General features: G+C 47.1%; 21 protein-coding genes. 20 read left to right on the top strand and 1 reads right to left on the bottom strand.

What is annotated here, in order from left to right:
* The first annotated feature begins 92 nt into the window (after positions 1-92).
* Both MHB46_RS25615 and MHB46_RS25610 read left to right on the top strand, forming a co-directional pair.
* Positions 93-398, top strand: a complete 306-nt coding sequence (locus MHB46_RS25615; RefSeq protein ID WP_341163911.1) for a hypothetical protein — start codon at positions 93-95, stop codon at positions 396-398.
* Positions 399-416: 18 nt separating this feature from the next.
* Positions 417-1262, top strand: a complete 846-nt coding sequence (locus MHB46_RS25610) for a sporulation protein YpjB (RefSeq protein ID WP_341163910.1) — start codon at positions 417-419, stop codon at positions 1260-1262.
* A 77-nt stretch (positions 1263-1339) separates the two neighbouring features.
* On the opposite strand, the gene MHB46_RS25605 is transcribed toward MHB46_RS25610, so the two are convergent.
* A complete protein-coding gene (locus tag MHB46_RS25605; RefSeq protein WP_069289817.1) occupies positions 1340-2209 on the bottom strand; it encodes a YitT family protein in 870 nt (289 codons plus the stop codon).
* A 214-nt stretch (positions 2210-2423) separates the two neighbouring features.
* On the opposite strand from MHB46_RS25605, the gene MHB46_RS25600 reads away from it, so the two are divergent.
* The 18 genes from MHB46_RS25600 (at position 2424) to MHB46_RS25515 (ending at position 20346) form a co-directional block, all read left to right on the top strand.
* Positions 2424-2753, top strand: a complete 330-nt coding sequence (locus tag MHB46_RS25600; RefSeq protein ID WP_341163909.1) for a nucleotide pyrophosphohydrolase — start codon at positions 2424-2426, stop codon at positions 2751-2753.
* Between the two features lie 50 nt (positions 2754-2803).
* Positions 2804-3322: a tetratricopeptide repeat protein gene (locus MHB46_RS25595; protein ID WP_013310696.1), complete on the top strand. Its 519-nt coding sequence runs from the start codon at positions 2804-2806 to the stop codon at positions 3320-3322.
* Positions 3323-3353: 31 nt separating this feature from the next.
* The gene (dapB, locus tag MHB46_RS25590; RefSeq protein ID WP_069289816.1) at positions 3354-4157 is read left to right on the top strand and encodes a 4-hydroxy-tetrahydrodipicolinate reductase; all 804 of its coding nucleotides are present in this window, start codon (positions 3354-3356) and stop codon (positions 4155-4157) included.
* Between the two features lie 56 nt (positions 4158-4213).
* On the top strand, positions 4214-4651 hold the full coding sequence (gene mgsA, locus MHB46_RS25585) for a methylglyoxal synthase (protein WP_013310694.1): 438 nt from the start codon (positions 4214-4216) through the stop codon (positions 4649-4651).
* A complete protein-coding gene (gene bshB1 / locus MHB46_RS25580; RefSeq protein ID WP_061829194.1) occupies positions 4648-5340 on the top strand; it encodes a bacillithiol biosynthesis deacetylase BshB1 in 693 nt (230 codons plus the stop codon). The genes mgsA and bshB1 overlap by 4 nt, the downstream gene beginning before the upstream one ends.
* 85 nt (positions 5341-5425) lie before the next feature.
* Positions 5426-6589, top strand: a complete 1164-nt coding sequence (gene bshA / locus MHB46_RS25575; protein WP_061829193.1) for an N-acetyl-alpha-D-glucosaminyl L-malate synthase BshA — start codon at positions 5426-5428, stop codon at positions 6587-6589.
* A gap of 55 nt (positions 6590-6644) precedes the next feature.
* Complete coding sequence (locus MHB46_RS25570; RefSeq protein WP_341163908.1) at positions 6645-7967, top strand: CCA tRNA nucleotidyltransferase; 1323 nt, start codon at positions 6645-6647, stop codon at positions 7965-7967.
* On the top strand, positions 7960-8934 hold the full coding sequence (locus MHB46_RS25565) for a biotin--[acetyl-CoA-carboxylase] ligase (RefSeq protein WP_341163907.1): 975 nt from the start codon (positions 7960-7962) through the stop codon (positions 8932-8934). The genes MHB46_RS25570 and MHB46_RS25565 overlap by 8 nt, the downstream gene beginning before the upstream one ends.
* A gap of 345 nt (positions 8935-9279) precedes the next feature.
* Positions 9280-10179 (top strand): 3-methyl-2-oxobutanoate hydroxymethyltransferase, encoded by a 900-nt coding sequence (gene panB / locus MHB46_RS25560; RefSeq protein WP_341163906.1) that lies wholly within the window; start codon positions 9280-9282, stop codon positions 10177-10179.
* The gene (panC, locus tag MHB46_RS25555) at positions 10176-11114 is read left to right on the top strand and encodes a pantoate--beta-alanine ligase (protein ID WP_341163905.1); all 939 of its coding nucleotides are present in this window, start codon (positions 10176-10178) and stop codon (positions 11112-11114) included. Before panB ends, panC begins: the two co-directional genes overlap by 4 nt.
* Positions 11107-11490, top strand: coding sequence for an aspartate 1-decarboxylase (gene panD / locus MHB46_RS25550; protein ID WP_013371641.1), 384 nt, complete (start codon positions 11107-11109; stop codon positions 11488-11490). The genes panC and panD overlap by 8 nt, the downstream gene beginning before the upstream one ends.
* Before the next feature lie 82 nt (positions 11491-11572).
* A complete protein-coding gene (locus MHB46_RS25545; RefSeq protein WP_061829188.1) occupies positions 11573-12205 on the top strand; it encodes a tetratricopeptide repeat protein in 633 nt (210 codons plus the stop codon).
* Positions 12206-12360: 155 nt separating this feature from the next.
* Positions 12361-15228 carry an ATP-dependent DNA helicase DinG gene (gene dinG, locus MHB46_RS25540; protein WP_061829187.1) on the top strand — a complete coding sequence of 956 codons (2868 nt, stop codon included), beginning with the start codon at positions 12361-12363 and terminating at the stop codon, positions 15226-15228.
* A gap of 44 nt (positions 15229-15272) precedes the next feature.
* Positions 15273-15926 (top strand): redox-sensing transcriptional repressor Rex, encoded by a 654-nt coding sequence (locus tag MHB46_RS25535; RefSeq protein ID WP_023989135.1) that lies wholly within the window; start codon positions 15273-15275, stop codon positions 15924-15926.
* Positions 15913-17214, top strand: a complete 1302-nt coding sequence (locus tag MHB46_RS25530) for an amidohydrolase (protein WP_069289812.1) — start codon at positions 15913-15915, stop codon at positions 17212-17214. The genes MHB46_RS25535 and MHB46_RS25530 overlap by 14 nt, the downstream gene beginning before the upstream one ends.
* Positions 17215-17251: 37 nt before the next feature.
* Positions 17252-17776, top strand: coding sequence for a cell wall elongation regulator TseB-like domain-containing protein (locus tag MHB46_RS25525; protein WP_061829184.1), 525 nt, complete (start codon positions 17252-17254; stop codon positions 17774-17776).
* Between the two features lie 541 nt (positions 17777-18317).
* Entirely contained in the window at positions 18318-18851 is a 534-nt protein-coding gene (locus tag MHB46_RS25520; protein ID WP_061829183.1) for a hypothetical protein, read from the top strand.
* Complete coding sequence (locus tag MHB46_RS25515; RefSeq protein WP_209947386.1) at positions 18844-20346, top strand: AAA family ATPase; 1503 nt, start codon at positions 18844-18846, stop codon at positions 20344-20346. The genes MHB46_RS25520 and MHB46_RS25515 overlap by 8 nt, the downstream gene beginning before the upstream one ends.
* Positions 20347-20478: the final 132 nt, after the last annotated feature.

The following is a 20478-nucleotide window of genomic DNA, read 5'->3' as shown; positions in this document are numbered from 1 at the left end:
TATATCCCTTACGTACGGCAGGGCAACTGTGATGCTATGTATTTGTTCGCAATGATAGGGTGAAGAATTTTCATCCTAAATTCGGGTTTGTTTTGGCACAAGAATATCAATTAAACCGGAAAGTAACCGCAAACAACGTAGACATTAAAGTTGAGAAATTGAACATAGAGGAGCAGTCGGATTTAAATTTACTGAAAAATAAAAGCGCTAGATTAAATCCGTATTCACTTTTTGCTGCGAAAAGTAGTGATTGGCTGGTTTTATTCTATGGCATCTCGTTTTTTAAAGATAAATTTATGTATATACCTCAATATGACACGATTGTGGTTGCAGATTTTGAGGGGGATACCATTTGTCCTAAAGCAAGTTCTAGTCTCGGTAACCTTGCCATACAGTAAGGTGAGGAGGGATGTCCCATGATTAGGGGTCAGGCGTTTCAAATTATGATACGTATTGTTTCGAGTGTTGTTTTATCTATGGTCCTGCTGCTGTCCGTCTGCGTCCCTCCAGGTGTGGCAGAAGCGCGTGATCAGTCAAAACCCGTAGGAAATACAAAAGAGATTGAGGAACTGGATCATGCAGCTGCGATACTGTACCGAGATGTGATGGACGGGAACATTGAAAAAGCGCGCGCGGATGTAGCCGAAGTGAGTCGATGGTTTGGCACTGGACAGGTGCAAGCAGCGTTATCTGTAGAGGCCATTCATGCTTTGTCTGGCAGCATCCTTGAGGTGCAGCAAGCTACACAGTCCGTCCAAGCATCACCGGATGAATGGGTGAAGGCTGCGGCCAATTTACGACTTGCGACAGATGCGCTTGCACATCCGCGTCAGCCCTTATGGCAGCAGTATTATAAGATTTTAAAAGAAGATGTTAGTGGCTTGAACAGCCAGTTTGCTAAAGGCAACATGAAGGGTTTCAAAGCTGGAGCCGCGGTGCTGGAGGACCACTATGAGACGATCCGTACAGCAGCATTGATTCATGGCAGAACAAGTGAAGTTGTCCGGGCTGATTCATGGATTTCCTACGTCAAAGGATTGGGGGATCAGCAAAATGCAGATGCCTCAGCGATTAGAGGGGCGTTGGATCAGGGAAATCCGACGTTTAATGCCTTGTTTGGACGTGAAAAAGACGCTTCTGCCCTGGCGCCATTTATCCCGCGTGAAAGTGAGCGCCGGGCAGAATTGGCAATCGGCATGATTGTTCTGCTGGCGCTGGCCTATGCAGGTTATCGTAAATATCGAGCTGGTTTCTCTGGATAACGATGCAAAATTCGAATATTCGCGTCGTTGGCTGCTGAGCCATCCATATAGGTTAGCCCATCGCCCGGATTTCCGGGCTATTCCTCTTTGAACCCCTCTCCATGTACATCATGCACATCCTGTATGATAATAAACGCCCGTGGATCAACCGATTTAACAATTTGGTGCAAACGTCGTATTTCCTGACGAGGCACGACACAATAGGCAACATGCTTGGCCTGCTTGGAAAATGCACCTACAGCCGGAATAATAGTAACTCCACGATCCATGTCCCTAATAATAATATCCGCAATGTCCATCGTGTGGTCGCTGATAATCATAAAGGCTTTGGCAGAATAGGCCCCTTCTTGTATAAAATCAATAATCTTGGACGCGATGAACACGGCGACTAATGTATATAGAATTTTTTCTTTTGGTATGTAAAGTAGTGAAGCACCGATAATGACGATATCAATGACCAGCAGAATCCTTCCCATACTCCAGCCAAACTTCCGGTTTAGAATACGAGCGATTATATCCGAGCCGCCCGTGGTGCCGCCAAAGCGGAACACAATACCTAATCCGGCCCCAAGCGTAACCCCCGCATATAATGAAGAAAGTATAAAATCGTGTTCAGTTTGAAATGTTCCCATCCATCCGAAATGAATCATTTTTTCATACAACCACAGAAAAAAAGTGAGCGACCCGATACCTACCCCTGTATATAGAATTTGCTTGCCCCCAAGCATTTTCCACCCAATTAAAAATAAAGGAATGTTCAGCAGCAATGTGGAGAGAGAGGGTGAAATCGAAAAAGCATAATTGAGCAGCAGGGTGATCCCTGTAATACCACCTTCCATCAGTTTACTGGGTATTATAAAATAAAGCAGACCGAATGCATAGATGGCGGTCCCGAGCACAATGGGTAAAATCAGTTTAAGCTGTTCCATGGACTTGGATATCTTCATATGATCCCTCGCAGTAGCAGTTTAAGGAAGAACGACATCATGCTGATTTTGCTAAATCGCAGTTCCTTATATGTAGTATACCTTTTTACGGTAGCTTTAAAAGACTGATGACTGTAAGTTGGGATCATAAGTACACAATTAAAAAAAATTTGTTTTAAAATGTGCTTTACGATAACATATGAATAAACCTGCACATGGGGGGATTGCGTGTTTCATGGAAAAATCATTAGATGAAATTCAACGTGAGGTAGACCAGTATATATCTCAATTTAAGGAAGGGTATTTTAGCCCTTTGGCGATGTTGGCCCGGATGTCTGAGGAAGTCGGGGAACTGGCGAGGGAAGTCAATCACTCCTTTGGTGAGAAACCGAAAAAAACGGATGAGGCGGACAATTCGATTGAGCTGGAGCTGGGAGACATTTTGTTCATCACAGTTTGCTTTGCGAACTCGCTAGGTATAAATTTGACCGAGGCTCATGATAAGGTCATACAAAAATTTAACACGCGTGACGCGAATCGCTGGACCAAAAAGGACACCGATTAGGCGTTTTGTACATATGCTGTACCAAACCGGTTACCCGGAGGTGCAGTGTCATGAAGGCGGAGGAATACGTTCAGAAAGCTTATCAGTGCATTTTGCAGAACGATTTTGAGCAGGCCGTGGAATGGTTTGAAAAAGCAATTTCAGCCCAGCCTGATCATGCGGAGCATTATTTCCGGTGCTCGGTTACCTATGCTCGTAGTGGTCGTTTGGAGCAGGCTCTCGCATATGCAGAGCATGCGGTTCGTCTCGCTCCACAGCAGGATGAATATGTTCTCCATCTGCATGCGCAGGAAGCCAGGCAGCATACGGAGAAGGCCAGAAAAATGCTGGATGTCGACAGAGCTACGCCACAGGTGCGTCAGGATGCGATTTTGCTACTGGAACGAGCAATAGCCCTCGATCCGTTATGTGGGGATGCTTTTTTGCTGCTCGCATTGATTTATGATGAATTGAATGAGTATAAGCTAGCTGTGCAGGCTGCTCGCGAGGCGGCTGCACTGTTTCCTCACAATGTGCAGCTTGCCAACCTCATGAAGAAGTTATGCCAGCAGATGAATGAACAGATCTAACACAAATGGATGCATAAGGAGTTGTAGGGATATGTCAGAACCAATAAAAGTGGCTGTTGTAGGAGCAGCAGGGCGTATGGGCCGTGAAGTTGTCAAATTGGTTCTTCAGGATGAGGAACTACAGCTTGTGGCCGCAGTGAACAGAACACATGCCGGCAGTGATGCCGGCCTTCTCGTCGGATTACCGGAAGCGGGTATCGCTATTGTGGAGGACGTGGAGCAGGCTTTACTGGATAGTAGAGCGGATGTCATGGTCGATTTTACGGGGCCGCGTTTTGCGTACGCACATACAGCGCTTGCTATCAAGTATGGAGTACGTCCGGTTATCGGAACGACAGGGTTTACCCCCGAACAGATTAATGAACTGGACAAGCAGTGTCGTGAGCAGCAAATTGGTGGTCTGATCGCGCCGAACTTTTCGATTGGAGTCATTTTGATGATGCGGTTTGCGGCTCAGGCAGCGAAATACTTCCCACATCTGGAAATCATCGAGTATCATGGTGACCAAAAATTGGACGCGCCATCGGGCACAGCTATTAAGACCGCAGAGCTGATCGCCGAACAGCGTGAAGAGCTACGACAGGGTAACCCGGAAGAGGAAGAAACGTTAGAAGGATCACGGGGGGGGTACTATCAAGGGTTCCGTGTTCACAGTGTCCGTCTTCCCGGTGTGTTCGCACAGCAAGAAGTAATCTTCGGAGGGTTTGGACAATCTCTGAAAATTCGTCAGGATTCTTATGAACGAGCGGGCTATATGCCGGGTGTTAAAATCGGTATTCAGAAGGTCATGGAGCAGCCAGGGCTTGTGTATGGATTTGAGCATTACATCGATTAAGAATACGCGAATGATTTGACGAACGAAATTATAGAATGAGGCAGGAGGAACTTTGAATGTTAAAGATTGCATTTATAGCGCATGACCGAAAAAAGGATGAAATGGTAAATTTCATAACGGCCTATGAGCATGTTTTTACAGATCACCAGTTATTTTCAACAGGTACAACAGGTCTGCGCATTATGGAGCAAACCAAGCTTCAAATTCACCGTTTCATGTCCGGTCCGCTTGGAGGAGATCAGCAAATCGGGGCTATGGTTGCACAAAATGACATGGACTTGATTATATTCTTGCGTGATCCGCTTATGGCCCAGCCGCATGAGCCGGATATTAGCGCCCTGTTACGTCTGTGTGATGTACAAGGGATTCCTCTGGCAACCAATGTTGCAACTGCTGAAATACTGGTTAAGGCGCTAGACCGTGGCGATTTTGCTTGGCGTGAGCTGGTACATAAATATAAACCGGGGATTGACCAGCAAGGTGATATAAAATGACACTGGACATCTTGATTTTCGGAGCTCATGCCGACGATGCAGAAATAGGAATGGGAGGCACGATTGCCAAGCATACAGCCGCTGGTTTAAAGGTGGGCGTGTGCGATTTGACGCGGGCTGAAATGTCATCCAATGGTGATGTGGATACTCGTATGGCAGAGGCAGAACACGCTGCAAAAGTACTCGGACTTGCCGTGCGGACGAATCTAGGTCTGCCGGATCGTGGATTATATGTAACTCCAGAACATGTAGCTGCAGTTACAGCAGAAATACGGCGCCATGCACCGAAAGTCGTATTTGCTCCTTATTGGGAGGATCGGCATCCAGACCATGTCATGTGCAGTAAGTTAGTAGAGGAAGCGGTATTTAACGCCAAGTTGCGACGTTTTATGCCAGAAAATCCTGCGGTACAGGTAGAGCAATTATATTTTTATTTTATTAATGATATTGGCAGAACGGATTTAATTGTGGATATCACCGAGCATTATGAAGCCAAAGAACGGTCTTTGTTGAGTTATGCTTCGCAATTTCAGGCAGCACCTGGAAAGGATACAGTATCCACACCCTTAAATCAGGGATATGTGGAACGCGTAAAAGCTCGCGACTCATTGTTGGGTCAACGAAAACTGATTTCGTATGCAGAAGGCTTTGCGTCCAAAACGCCATATCTGGTTAAGCTATTCACATAAGAATTCTATACTTGAGCATTTTGCAGAATGTTAAAATAAATCGGCAGGAAAGTTATCACTGATGAGCGGAAGGAGGCAGCTTAGCTTGAATGATAAATTGAAAATTGGAATTACCTGTTATCCGTCGTTGGGTGGCTCCGGCGTAGTGGCTACTGAGTTGGGTAAGTTGCTGGCAGAAAAAGGGCATGAGGTCCATTTCATTGCCAATAGCATTCCGTTCAGATTAGGCGGGGCGTTTCAGAAAAATATTTTTTATCATGAGGTTGAAGTTAACGATTATTACGTGTTTAGATATCCACCCTATGATTTGTCACTGGCGACCAAAATGGCCCAAGTCGCACAAATGAAGAATTTGGACGTACTCCATGTTCATTATGCGGTACCCCATGCAGTATGCGCTTACTTGGCGAAGGAAATGGTGGGTGATCATCTGAAGGTGGTAACCACCTTGCACGGTACTGACATTACAGTGTTGGCACAGGATGAGTCGTTGAAGGACCTGATTCGGCTGGCTATTAACAAAAGTGACGCTGTGACAGCGGTTTCCAAGGATTTGATTCGGGAGACGATAGATGCGTTGGAAATTACACGACCTATTGATTTAACCTACAATTTTGTAGATAAACGGGTATATTATCCACGAGATGCCGCGGCGCTTAGAAGAGATTTTGCCCAACCGCATGAAAAAATAATGATGCATATTTCCAATTTCCGTCCTGTCAAAAGGGTGGGAGATGTGCTGGATATATTTGAAAAAGTGCAACGTAAAGTACCTGCGAAGCTGCTGTTGGTGGGAGAAGGACCGGATCTTCCAAAAATCCGTTGCAAAATCGAGAATTTAGGTCTGCAAGATAAGGTCTTCTTTTTAGGTAAGCAGGATCAGATCGCAGAAGTGATTTCTATGGCGGATGTGCTGCTGCTTCCCTCGGAAAAAGAAAGTTTTGGTCTGGTTGCACTGGAAGCAATGGCCTGTGGAGTGCCGACAATCGGTTCTCAGGCAGGGGGAGTACCTGAACTGGTTGTGCATGGAAGTACGGGGTATCTTGCTGAAATCGGTAATACTGAGGCAATGGCTGATTATGCAGTAGAGCTGTTGTCCGATGAAGCGATGGCGGAACGTTTCCGTGAAGCGTGTCTGACCCGCGCCCGTACCGTTTTTTGTGATGAGCTGATTACCCGTCAATATGAAGAGATATATTACCGTGTGTTGGGACGCGAGGTGCCGGATCTTAAACCGATCAGCGTTTAAGAGGGCGGACTCGCGTCCGTTTTTTATATTGAATACTTGCAAAGGGGGAAACCCTATGAATACAAATACTTGGCATTATGCTGACCAAGAGATGGCATTTCATGGCAGAGAGGTCATACATGCACTAACCGCAGCAGGCCACGAAGCCTACTGGGTCGGTGGCTGTGTGCGGGATGAGCTATTAGGAAGAGCCATTCATGATATGGACTTGACTACTTCGGCTGAGCCTGAACAGGTCATAGCGCTATTCCCTCACGTCATTCCGACAGGAATTCAGCATGGGACGGTTACGGTCATGCAGGGTGGCCATGCGTTCGAGGTAACCACTTTTCGTACGGAAAGTGGTTATGCCGATCACCGCCGTCCAACGGAAGTTGCCTTCGTAAAGGATATCCGTGAGGATCTGATGCGACGGGATTTTACTATGAATGCGATTGCGATGGCAGAACACGGAGAGCGGGTGGACCCATTTGGAGGAGAAGCCGATTTACGAGCCGCTCTCGTTCGTTGTGTAGGCCGAGCCGAGGAACGTTTTGAAGAGGACGGGTTACGAATGCTGCGATGCATCCGTTTTGCCTCTGTGTTTCGGTTCCGTGTTGCTTACAACACCTGGAAAGGCATGATTCGGCGCAAAGAGGGACTTCGTTACATAGCCATGGAACGTGTGCGGGTCGAGCTGGAAAAGATGCTAGCGGGCCCTGACCCTTTACGTGGGTTGGAGATGCTGAGCCGTAGCGGATTGCTCGGTTGTACGAAGGTTCCGGTTCCTTGGGAACAATGTGAAGCATGGGCGCTCAAGGGGATCGTTCAACTGCAAGAAGAACTGCGGTGGGGCCTGCTCTTAATGTCTTGTAGACTTACCTCAGAGGCAGCGGACGAGCTACTAAGAGCTTGGACCTTTTCCAACGCGGTACGACTTCGGCTGGTTCATCTGCTGGAATGGGAGACCGAATTAATCTACAGTGCTGGTGCCATAGCTGGCGATTCCGATCCGGGGGAGTCTGGCATTGTCAACGATGAGGCGCTGCGTCGTAGCTGGATTCGTCTGCTAATTAGACTGGGAAAAGATACAGCTTCAGACTGGCTTGATCTTTACAAGACACTGCCTGCTTCATTCCGCGGATTACCGCCGTGGGTAGAAAAGCATGTGGCGAAAACAGCCGAACTGGCAAGCTCGTGGACAAAGCAGGCTGTAGTCGTTCGTATCAAAGATTTAAATATTACAGGAAATGAACTGGTTCAGGCGATGAATCGACCAGGCGGCCCTTGGCTGGGTCAGATGATGGAACAGCTTTTACAAGCTGTTGCCTGCGGAGATATTCCGAATGAAACAGAAACATTGCTTCAGGAAGCGAAACGGGTGATGAGTAGTGAATAATCATGAAAGATTGTTAGGCATACTGGAGGAAGGTACATCCGATTACGTATCAGGGGAGGAAATCAGCCGACGCCTCTCGGTTAGCCGAACAGCAGTATGGAAGCAGATCAACAAACTGCGTGAGTTGGGCTACAACATTGATGCCTCCTCGCGTCGGGGCTATCAATTGATATCCCGACCGGATCGGCTGCAAGTCTCCAAATTGGCCGATATGTTAAATACTCAATCGTTTGGCCAGCGTATTGTTGTACTGGATTCGACGGTTTCCACTCAGCAAGATGCCATGCGTTTGGCAGAAGAGGGCGCGCCAGAGGGGACAGTAGTGCTTGCAGAGGAACAAACGGCAGGTCGGGGACGTTTGGGACGGAAGTGGTATTCCCCTCGTGGCAAAGGAGTCTGGATGAGCATTGTGTTGCGTCCTACCCAGCCCTTGGCTTTTACCCCCCAGCTAACGCTACTTACAGGTGTAGCAGTGTGCAGGGCCATTCGTCGGCTGACGGGTGTGGAGGCTGGTATCAAATGGCCAAACGATCTGCTGATTCATGGTCGCAAAATATCCGGTATTTTGCTGGAATCTGCAACAGAGGATCAACGGGTTCGATACTGTATTGCAGGGATTGGCATTGATGTGAATTTAAATAAAGAAGATTACCCGGAAGAGTTATCGCAGGTGGGAACGTCCTTGAAAATAGAAGCAGGGCGTGAAATTGACCGTACTGTGCTGATCGCCTCAGTGCTGGAAGAGATGGAACAGCTAAGTAAGTTGTATGCCGAGCAGGGGTTTCAGCCTATAGCCATGCTGTGGGAGGCTTTGTCCGTGACTATGAACCGTAGCATACGGGCACATACCGGACAAGGGGTAACTGTAGAAGGTACAGCTGTTGGCTTGGACCCTTCCGGGGCACTCGTAGTAGAAACGGATCAGGGAGAGCGAATTCAGGTCATTTCAGGGGATATACAATTGTAGAAGCAACCCTAGCTATGAAAACGACCAAAATCGTTCTATTCCCTGTGCAAAACTTCACGTGAAAAAGCTGATGTTTTTTGTTATACTGTGCAGGAGGCGGCATCGGACGGTCCGAGCTGCACTCCAGGGGCACATGCTCTACTTTAGCAAGTTTGTAAGACCATCATAACTTCATTTGAAGGTTACGTTGGATTCTGCTCTGAGCCGAACAGGACCGAGACAGAAGGGACGATCTCAAAATGAGTGTCTTTTTTGGCTGTTCGGACCTTTTGATGACGCAGATGTACAGGCGTTCATAAAAGGTTATTTTTTGTGCCAAAAAAAGATGGAAGGGAGCCATTTACAATGGCAGGAAAACAAGCACTGAATATTGTGAAAATGAAAAAAATGAAGCAAGAGGGCATTCCGCTCAGTATGCTGACCGCCTATGATTATCCATCGGCTAAAATAGCCGAGGAGGCGGGAATTGACATGATTCTCGTGGGTGACTCGCTGGGTAACGTAGTTCTTGGTTACGATTCAACCATCCCTGTAACCTTGGATGATATCGTGTACCATTCCCGGGCAGTCGCAAGAGGCGCGGAACATACATTTATCGTAGCGGACATGCCTTTTATGACATATCACAGCAGCGTATCAGAAAGTCTTCAGGGCATCCGCCGTCTGATGCAGGAAGGACATGTGCATGCTGTTAAATTGGAGGGCGGAGCTGAAATTGCTGATGTTGTAAAAGCAACTGTTCAGGCAGGTGTGCCTGTATTGGGACATATCGGGCTTACTCCGCAATCGGTTAATCAAATTGGCGGCTATCGCATTCAAGGCAAGGACGAAGCGGACGCACGCCGGTTAATGGCGGACGCCAAGGCGCTGGAGCAGGCGGGTGCTTTTGGCGTTGTATTGGAACTGGTAACTGAGGAAGTGGCAACAGCGATTTCTAAAGAGCTTTCCATTCCAACCATTGGAATTGGTGCTGGACGTGGATGTGACGGTCAGGTACTCGTTTATCACGATCTGATTCAGTATGCATCGCCTTATTTTAGCAAACGCTTTGTTAAAACCTATGCCGATGTAGGCGGCTTGATCCGCAGCAGCATTGAGCAATATGTGAGTGATGTGAAAGGGCGGGCATTTCCGGCCGCAGAGCATGTGTTCAGCGCGGATGACCGCGTTGTGGAATCCCTGTACGGTAAGGCAAAAGGACAGATACAGGAACAAGCTAAGGAAAAGGTGGAATCACGATCATGATCATCGTAAGAGAAGTGGCTCAGCTGCGCAAGATTATTGCTGAACGTCGGCAGCTTGGGACAAGCGGAACAAAAAGGGTACACGGTTCTACCTCTTTACAGCAACATAAAGTCGGCTTTGTACCAACAATGGGATACCTACATGAAGGGCATGCGAGCTTGATGCACAAGGCGCGTGAAATGGCGGATACGGTGGTGCTTAGCATTTTCGTAAATCCGATTCAATTTGGACCGAATGAAGATCTAGACAGCTATCCTCGCGATGAAGCTCGTGATTTGGAGGTAGCGCGGCGCGAAGGCGTGGATATTGTTTTTTTACCAACTGTAGCAGAAATGTATCCACAACCAACCCAAACCAAAATTCGTGTATCCGCTTTGACAGATCGTTTGTGCGGTGCTTCCCGTCCTGGCCATTTTGATGGTGTGACTACGGTGGTAGCCAAGCTTTTTAACATGATAGGTCCTGATTTGGCTTTCTTTGGAATGAAGGACGCGCAGCAGGTTGCTGTGCTCCAGCAGATGGTGACTGATCTCAATATGAACGTGACTATCGTACCTTGTCCCATCGTCAGAGAGGCGGATGGTTTGGCCCTCAGCTCCCGTAATGTGTATTTAAGTGCAGAACAGCGCGAGCAGGCGTTGGTGCTGTCTCAGTCACTGCGTAAGGTGCAAGAAGTGAGCGAAGATATAGTAACAAACACAATTACGATTCGTCAGCTACATCAAATGGTGGAGTCCACCATTACTTCCTCTCCTTTAGCAGACATTGATTACATTGAAATATTAACTTTTCCCGGTCTGGAGCCCCTTCTTCCCGAGCAGCGGCTATGTGATGTTCAGGAAGACGTCATCGTAGCGCTGGCTGTGAAATTTGGCAATACCCGACTGATTGACAATATAAGAATACAGAAGGCGGAGGTGCTTTCCCATGTTTAGAACTATGATGAAATCCAAAATTCACCGTGCTACGGTTACGGAAGCTAACCTGAACTATGTGGGGAGTATCACTATAGATGAAGATCTCATGGAGACATCGGATTTGTTGGAGAATGAAAAGGTTCAAATTGTAAACAATAACAATGGAGCTCGACTGGAAACCTATGTTATCCCCGGACCGCGTGGGAGCGGCGTAATCTGTCTCAATGGTGCGGCAGCCCGTTTGGTGCAGCCTGGTGATACAGTCATTATTATTTCCTATGCTTCCATGTCGAATGAAGAGGCCAAAACATACAAACCAACAGTGGTATTTGTTGATGAACATAATAAACCAGCCCAAACGATGAACAAAGAAGTACACGCGACGATCATGTAATGAATGGGAGTGCGGATGAAACCCGTCTTTTAAGCGAAAAATGTGAGTGTATTAATCCATCTTTCATAAGGGCGGGATGCACATGTTCCAGCATGTATTCGCAGAAATGAACAGCATGTTAGATGATATCGTGAAGCATTACCCATCAGCCCAGGGCTCCCGCAGGCAGGAGCTGCTACAGCACTGGAGTCTGCTGCGGAGAATGAGTGACGGAATTATGGATGAGTGGCTGGCCTTTGAGGAAAAAATGGTTTGCCTGCGTGCGGCCGGGTTTTCCGCGGAGACCGATATGTCTGACACGGAGCTGCCTGAAAAAGAGCTGCCAGCTTTTAATCGGGGGCAAGGGTATTATCGATTACTCATGTACCCTGAGGCGATCCAACAATTTGAGCAGGTACTACAGCATTTTCCGAACAGCTGGCAGAGTCGCATGTATATGGGAATGGCCTATTTTCAACTAGATGATCCAGCAGAGGCTGTATGCCATTTTCAGAAGGTGCTGGACCTGACTGAGCAGGCAGGACTGAAGGCGGTCATCTATAATGCGCTAGGCTGTCTGTTGGCAAAGCAGGCTGACGTAGAGGAGGCGCAAAAATGTTTTGCTCTCGCACATCAGTTCGATCCTGCGTTACCCGAGCCGCTGCACAATATGGAAGCCTGTCTGTCCGGTACCGAAAAGCTTCGATACGACAGCTCCATGATGACCTGGATGTAGTTGTCAGACACCGAGCAAGACGATGCATGCCCACCTCTCAGGCGGCGTGTGCATCGTCTTTTTTGGCTGTCTTAATTTCCAAACAGGCGATCTTCTGCTATGCTAATATACAGAGTTATTATTTTTGTAAGTGTCATAAGAAAGGATTAGCCCGAATGAAATTTGCGGTATTGGATTTTGAAACGACAGGCACCCAGTCCGCGGATGACATCATTCAAGTCGGACTTGCAATTATAGATCATGATAACAGCATTTCCCGTGTTTACGGCTCTTATGTAAACCCTGGCAGATCTATTCCCCCTTTTATCACCGGGTTGACCGGAATTACAGACGATGACGTCAAGGATGCTCCTGCACTTGAAGAAATGATGATGGAGCTCGTGCCTATGCTGGACGATGTTGTACTGGTCGGTCATAATGTGGCGTTTGATTTTAATTTTTTGCAAAACGCTCTGGATCGGTGCGGATATTTGCCGTTTAGCGGAAGAATCTTGGATACAATGGATTTTCTGAAAATTATGTTTCCATCGCTATCTTCTTATCAGTTGGGTTTTGTGTCTTCTGAGTTTGGGTTAGCGCATGATCGCCCTCACCAAGCAGACAGCGACGCGTTGGCTACGGCTGAGGTGTTTTTAAAGTGTCTGGGTGAGCTTCAAGCATTACCTTTGATAACGATACAGCGGCTTAGCGATTTGTTTGCAGAGGAAGACAGTGACCTTGGATGGTTTCTTGATGGGGTGCGTGAAGAGAAAGAGCTTGATCCTATTCAGGATCTGGAGGGACATCAGTTTTTTCGTCAGCTTGCGCTAAAAGTGGAAGATTGGACGGAGCTAGCTGCTCCGCGTAGAGAAGATGACCCGAATCCACTGTCAGGTGTTTCCTTTGAGGAGTACATGGATGATGTGCGGGACAATTTGCGTTCATCCTTGAGCCAATATGAGGAGCGCGAGGCGCAGATACAGATGATTGAGGGTGTAAATCAGGCACTGAGTGAAGACAAGCACCTACTGATCGAAGCAGGTACAGGAACAGGGAAGTCCCTCGGCTATTTGCTCCCATCGCTGTATCACAGTGTGAAAAAAGGACAGCGAGTTATGGTAAGTACACATACGATCAACCTGCAGGAGCAATTACGCGAGCGCGACATTCCGATGCTGACTAAGGTGATTCCGTTTCCGTTCCGGGCTGCTATTTTCAAGGGTCGGGGACATTATTTGTGTCTGCGTAAGTTTGAACATAAAATAAACAGAAGAGACTTCGCGACACCGAAGGAAGATTTAATTACAGCTGCTCAGATGATCGTCTGGTTGACGCTAACAGAAACCGGTGATGATGAAGAACTGAATCTGAGCAACCGTGGTGGAGATTTCTGGGAAACGGTGGCGAGTGATTCAGAGTCCTGTCTTGGTCGTTCTTGCCCATGGTTCCGCAAATGCTATTATCATCGTGCACGCCATGAAGCAGGGATAGCGGATGTTGTTATTACGAATCACTCTAAGTTGTTTACAGACGTCAAAGCTAGTCACCAGTTGTTGCCGAGCTATGAACATCTGGTGATTGATGAAGCCCATCACCTGGAGGAAGTAGCTGGTAAGCACCTAGGTATGCATATGAAATATTTCACACTCGTGCATACACTGACGCGACTTTTCAAAGACAGCAAGAATGGACAACTGCCCTCACTTCGTCAACAGTTGGCGAAATCGGGGCACGAGAAGTCGACGGATTGGGCCTCAACCATCGATCAGATGTATCCGCTCGTGTTAGAGGTTAAGGAAACTTGGGACCTGCTAAGCGACAAGCTGTTTGGCATGTTGCCAGAGCGAAGCGATGCGACACCGGGTGAAACAGGACAGTTTTCTTCCCGTCTCAAACCTTCAGCCAAGCCTGCAAAGTGGGATCAGGCGGGGGCTTTGGAAAATCAGTTATATGTAACGATGAGTGAAATTTTGCGCAAGGGCGACAAGCTGATGCTGGACGTCAAGGAAGAACATGACGATTATGCGGCGGATAGCCTTATTACAGATATCACGGGCTTGCTCAAGGATCTGGCGGGGATTCGAGAAAATTTGCGCTTTTTTATGCGACTCGATGATGAAACAACCGTATACTGGCTCGAAGCGAGTGGGCAATTCCGCAGTAAATCATTACAATTTTATGCAGTGCCCGTCGATGTGAGCCGCCAGTTGAAAGAAATGTTTTTTGACAAAAAAAGAAGCATCATTCTGACGTCTGCTACCTTATCGGTAGATAAGTCGTTTCAGTACATGATCGATCAGCTTGGCTTGCAGGAGGCCGCAGATCAAGAGCGGCTGATGACTTCGCAGCTCCCGTCACCCTTTAATTACAGGGATCAGGTGTTGCTGGTCATTCCACGGGATTTCCCAAGCGTGAAGGGCAGTGTAGGAGATGCACACTTTGTAGATATGCTCGTTAGCTCTCTAGGAGCGACTGCTCAGGCGACGCGGGGGAGAATGCTCGTTCTGTTTACTTCCTATCGGATGCTCCGGCAAGTGTATGAGCCGCTCAAAGAGGCCTTAGCATCCAGCGAAATTACTGTGCTGGGACAAGGAGTGGACAGTGGGAGTCGCAGCAAGCTAACCCGCCGTTTTCAGGAAGCCAAAGCTTCTGTATTGCTGGGAACCAGCAGCTTCTGGGAAGGCGTCGATATTCCGGGGAAGGCTCTGACTTGTCTAGCCATTGTTCGCTTGCCATTTCAACCGCCGAATCACCCGTTGCTGGAGGCAAAAAGCGAGCTGCTCCAGCAGCAGAAGAAGAATCCATTTATGAAGCTGTCTGTACCACAAGCGGTCATTCGCTTCAAACAGGGATTTGGTCGGTTGGTTCGTACAGCGAGCGACCACGGGGTCGTTATCGTTTACGATACGCGTGTGATCGAATCCTATTACGGAAAGCACTTTTTGTACTCGTTACCGGGACCAAAAATGGAGCATATGCCATCGGAGCAAATGGTGCCCCGCATCGCCGAATGGCTCCAATCCGCCCCGGAGACCGAGGCATAACGGACGGACACTAAGTATGTTCGTTACAATTAGGGGGAGCAAGTATGAAATCAGATAAAATTTCAGAGGCTGTCGTACGGAGGTTACCCGTATATTTACGTTATCTGAATGCACTTCACAAACGGGAGGTGGCTACGGTCTCTTCTCAAGAGTTGGGACAGAGGCTAGATTTGAACCCGGCCCAAATCCGTAAAGATCTCGCCTATTTTGGAGATTTTGGTCGGAAGGGTATCGGTTATGATGTTTCTTATCTAATTGAGAAAATACGCCATATCCTGAAAATCGATCAGCAAATTAATGTAGTATTGGTCGGAGCGGGTAATCTGGGGCAAGCCCTTTCGAATTATAACGCTTATTTAAAAGACAATATGAAGATTGTAGCGGTATTTGATGCGTTTCCGGATAAGGTAGGGACCAAGATCAATACATTGGTCGTGCAACCGATGGATGAACTGGAAGCGACTGTGAGAGAAAAAAACATTCGAATCGGGATTATTACCGTACCTGATTTTGAAGCACAGCACGTGGCTGACAGGCTTATTGAGAGTGGAATTGGAGCGATCCTGAACTTTGCACCGACTACTCTCAAGGCACCGGCCAACATTCGGATTCATGCCACAGACTTTACAACTGATTTGCTTAGCCTCGCTTATTATTTGGAGGACGGAAAGGAAGAAACACAATATGACAGTGAATAAATGGATGATTAAAAACGGCTCTTTTGCCGTAAATGGACCAGAAGCTGGGGTAATCCATGGTTTTATGATTGTGGAAGATAGCCGCATTACTTACATTGGCGAGACTTTGCCTTCGGGTGAGGAAGAGACGGAAGCGATCGATGGTAAGGGGCTTTTGTTTTTACCTGGTCTGATTAATACTCATGGTCATGCGGCGATGTCTCTGCTGCGTGGGCATGGAGATGACTTGGCACTTCAAGTATGGCTTCAGGAAAAAATGTGGCCTATGGAAGCCAAGTTTACATCTACGGACGTGTACTGGGGTACGTCGTTGTCTGTGCTGGAAATGCTGAAAGGTGGAACAACGACCTTCCTGGACATGTACGATCATATGGATGAGGTGGCTCGTGTGGCTGAAGAGTCAGGTATTCGTGCAAGTCTGATGCGTGGAGCAATTGGACTATGTTCGGAGGAAGAACAGCGAATCAAGCTGGCTGAGGCCGTAACTTTTGCGCGTAACTGGCATGGTAAAGCAGACGGGCGTATTACAACGATGATGTCACCGCATGCGCCATACACCTGTCCACCTGCGTTTATTGAAAAATTCGTACAAGCTGCGCATGATCTGGATTTGCCGCTGCATACGCACATGTCTGAGACGATCGCCGAAGTGGAGCAAAACGTACGTGACTACGGTTTGCGTCCAGTTGCACACTTGGATAAGCTTGGCTTTTTCTCCCGTCCTTCGCTTGTTGCCCATGGCGTTCATTTGAATGACGAAGAAATAGCTTTACTGGCTGAACGTGGTGTAGCGGTTTCGCACAACCCAGGTAGCAACTTGAAGCTGGCAAGTGGTGTAGCAAGAGTGCCTGAATTGCTGCGTGCAGGGGTTACCGTTTCTCTCGGAACGGATGGTCCTGCCAGCAATAATAACCTGGATATGTTCGAGGAAATGCGTCTGGCAGCACTTATTCACAAGGGTGTATCTGGTGACCCTACGGCAGTTCCTGCGAGTGAAGCGCTGCGTCTGGCAACAGAATACGGTGCAAAGTCAATTGGTTTAAAAGAAGTAGGAGCGTTGGCAGCAGGCAACAAGGCTGACTTTATCGCGCTGGATCTGAATCAGGCACATTTCTTGCCGCGTACAGATCTTATTTCCCATGCGGTATACTCAGCAAGCGCCAAAGACGTGGTTCACGTATGGGTAGACGGTCGTCAGGTTGTGAAAAACGGCGAATGCCTGACTATGGACGAGGAACGCATCAAACATGAGGCACAAGCCGCCTTTGAAGGGCTGCTGTCGCGCTAATTCAGGTGTCACATCCCCTTAGAGAGGAAGCACGGGTTTGAAAAATAAGAAAAAGTGGATAGCGGTCGCCATTTTGGCCGTAATACTGATCCTGGTCAGCATTTTCTGGTATTATTCCTATGTTACTCAAGACCAGGTGGCTGAGAAAAATGCCGCTATCATTAAGGCCAAGCAATCAGGTGGTCTGGTTAGCACGACTCAAACATGGAAGTCTGTGTGGGATCAGGTATATTGGGTGGTTCAAGGGAAAAATGCACAGAATGAAAATATAATGGTGTGGGTTCCTTTTCAAAAAGTGGAAGGACAACCTAACGTACCTGCCGCAGATAATAGCGGTGTTCACACTGAGTTGCTGAAGAACGGAGTCGATGAGCAAAAAATGACGGCAATAATTCAACAGCAGCTTCCAGGTGCAAAAATTGTAAGGCTTCAGCCGAGTGTGTTCAATGGCGAATATGTGTGGCAGTTGTTTTACGATGATGGAAGTCATCATTACTACACCTTTTATCGTTTCTCAGATGGGGTAGCGACGGGTGTAAAATATACTTTGCCCAATAACTGAGCTGGTTGAGGATTAGCAGATGTGGAATGAATGACTAGTAAATAATTGAAAGCTCAAGAAAAAGACGTAAATGCGATGGAAATCGTATTTACGTCTTTTAGTCTTGCTATGCCGTAAAATGGGCTGAAAACCAGTGAAGCATCTTTACCTATCCATTTTCTCTCCTAGGGCAAATTCATCTTTATGGCGGGCAGTACGGAGTGGAGGATTTGAATCTGGAGAAGCGGAGCGTTCGCCTTTGCCGCCGGATTTTCTCAGTAAGAATAAAATCGAGAAAAATCGGGTGGCAACAGCGATCGTAAGATCAAATCCTACGCTCAGCGTTTCGCCTCCACCTTAACCAAAGATTTTGCCTCATCACAACTCCTCCACACATTGCCTTCGATATTAGATATACGTTATGATATACTATATTTTATAAGTGATAGACAAAAATGATAGAAAAAAGAATTGCTGATCGCTGTAAGATCATGCAATTTGGTTGTTTGTTGACATTCGTCCCGTTTCTTCTGTGTTTTACATTTTGAGAGGAGGATGTTGTTTGAAATTGCGTGCAGTTCCTATCGTTGTGGCGGCAGTTTTGGCAGCTTTGCTGCTATTTGGGGGATGGTTCATTTACCGTCAGGTTACAATGCAAAGCCCTCTGGAAAAACTGGTTTCTCAATATCCAGGCGTGACAAGCGCTCAAATAGATATTAAACAGGATCAGGTTGTATTGAAACTAGATCTCAAACCGCAGGCGGATGTGGCCGGATTAGTCGATGTGGTTAAGCAAAAAGGGCAAACCATCATTGGCAGCCGTACCATTAAGCTGGATATTGAAGATCGTTCCAATTCAGCACTGAATCAATGGTGGTCTGAGGCCATGTTTCCTGTAGCCGAAGCGATGGAAAATAAAAAGTATACTCAAATTTCATCTACAGTTGAGCAGATGAAAAAGAAAAAGACGGGTATCAAAGCTGATACCGACATGGATTCGAACAATGTCTATATCCGACTCAGCGAAGGTAAAGCGACCAAGTTTATCGTATTGCCACGTCAATCTCAGCAAATGGGGGTATGGCCTAATGCCTAGATGGATCAAGGAAACATTAATCGGCATAGTGCCGGTGACTATTATATTTCTCGTTTTTATTGGGGTGAATATTATCCCTCTTCTAGTTGCTGGCGTGATGCTCAGCGGCTTGTTAATGCTCATGCATGCGCGTGGTGGCTTGGCCGTAGGTGCTGGGCAAGAACGTAAACGCAAAAAAAGTGGTCCGGACAAACTGACTTTTGAGGAAATCGGTGGGCAGGAAAGCGCTAAGCAGGAGCTGCGTGAGGCCCTGGACTTTTTGAATCGACATGATGAAATTTCTAAGTTTGGTATCCGTCCATTAAAAGGTGTTCTGCTCACAGGTCCTCCGGGAACAGGGAAAACACTGATGGCGAAAGCAGCCGCACACTATACTAATTCTGTATTTGTTGCAGCCTCAGGTAGTGAATTTGTTGAAATGTACGTTGGTGTTGGCGCGGGTCGTGTTCGTGAGTTGTTTCGGGAGGCACGTACTCGTGCAGCCAAGGAAAAGAAGGAAAATGCGATTATTTTTATTGACGAGATCGACGTAATTGGTGGTAAACGTGAGGGTGGACAGCAACGAGAATATGATCAGACTTTGAATCAGTTGCTGACAGAAATGGATGGCATTTATTCGGCAGATACACCGCGGATTTTGATCATTGCAGCAACAAACCGTAAAGAAATGCTGGACAGTGCCTTAACGCGTCCAGGGCGTTTTGACCGTCATATTCAAGTGGATTTGCCTGACAAGAAGGGCCGTCTTCATATTCTTAAAATTCATGCCAAAAACAAACCGATTCAGGAAGATGCGAATCTGGACAAAATTGCTGAGGAATCTTACGGGTTTTCCGGCGCACAGCTGGAGAGCGTGATGAATGAAGCGGCAATCTATGCGATGAGACAGGATCAGAAAATGATTGCGCAGAAGCATCTGTCGATGGCAATTGACAAAGTAATGATGGGTGAAAAGACAGATCGAGAATCGACGTTGGAAGAGAAAAAACGTGTAGCGATTCATGAACTGGGACATGCTATTATGGCCGAAATTGTTCGTCCCGGTAGCGTAAGCCAGGTAGCACTTAGCCCACGTGGGAAAGCGCTTGGCTATGTGCGCCACAATCCACAGCAAGAGCATTATTTATACACCAAGCAGTTCCTGGAGGAGCAGATCATGATCTCGCTCGCAGGGGCCACGGCGGAAGAAATGTACTATGGCGGTCGCAGTACCGGCTCAAGTAATGATTTTGAGCAGGCGCTGAACATCGTCCATACGATGATGACTTCCGGTTTGACTTCACTTGGCATTATTAACATGGAAATGGTAACCAAAGAAGAACTTATGCGGGAAAATGGCGAGATTATGGCTGACCTGCATACCCGAACTTTGGAGTTGCTGGAAAAGCATCGTCCTGTGTTCGACAACTCACTTGACATCCTGATGAAGGAAGAAACTCTGTCTGGAGATCAATTTAGATGTCAATTTAGTGAAAATGCTTTATTACCAGCATAATTTTTTATGCTGGTTATTTTTTTTTACTTTTAGTCCGTGCTAAGATATTATTATCTATTGGGACATAAACATGTATTTTTCGACAAAGAAGGATACAATATATGAGAGTGACCAGGAAAGGGTGGAGTAAAG

Origin of the sequence: Paenibacillus sp. FSL H7-0703, assembly GCF_038003485.1 — a bacterium.
Taxonomy (GTDB): domain Bacteria; phylum Bacillota; class Bacilli; order Paenibacillales; family Paenibacillaceae; genus Paenibacillus; species Paenibacillus polymyxa_B.
Note: the sequence above shows the minus strand (reverse complement) of the source record. Positions and strands in the feature narration are given on the sequence as shown.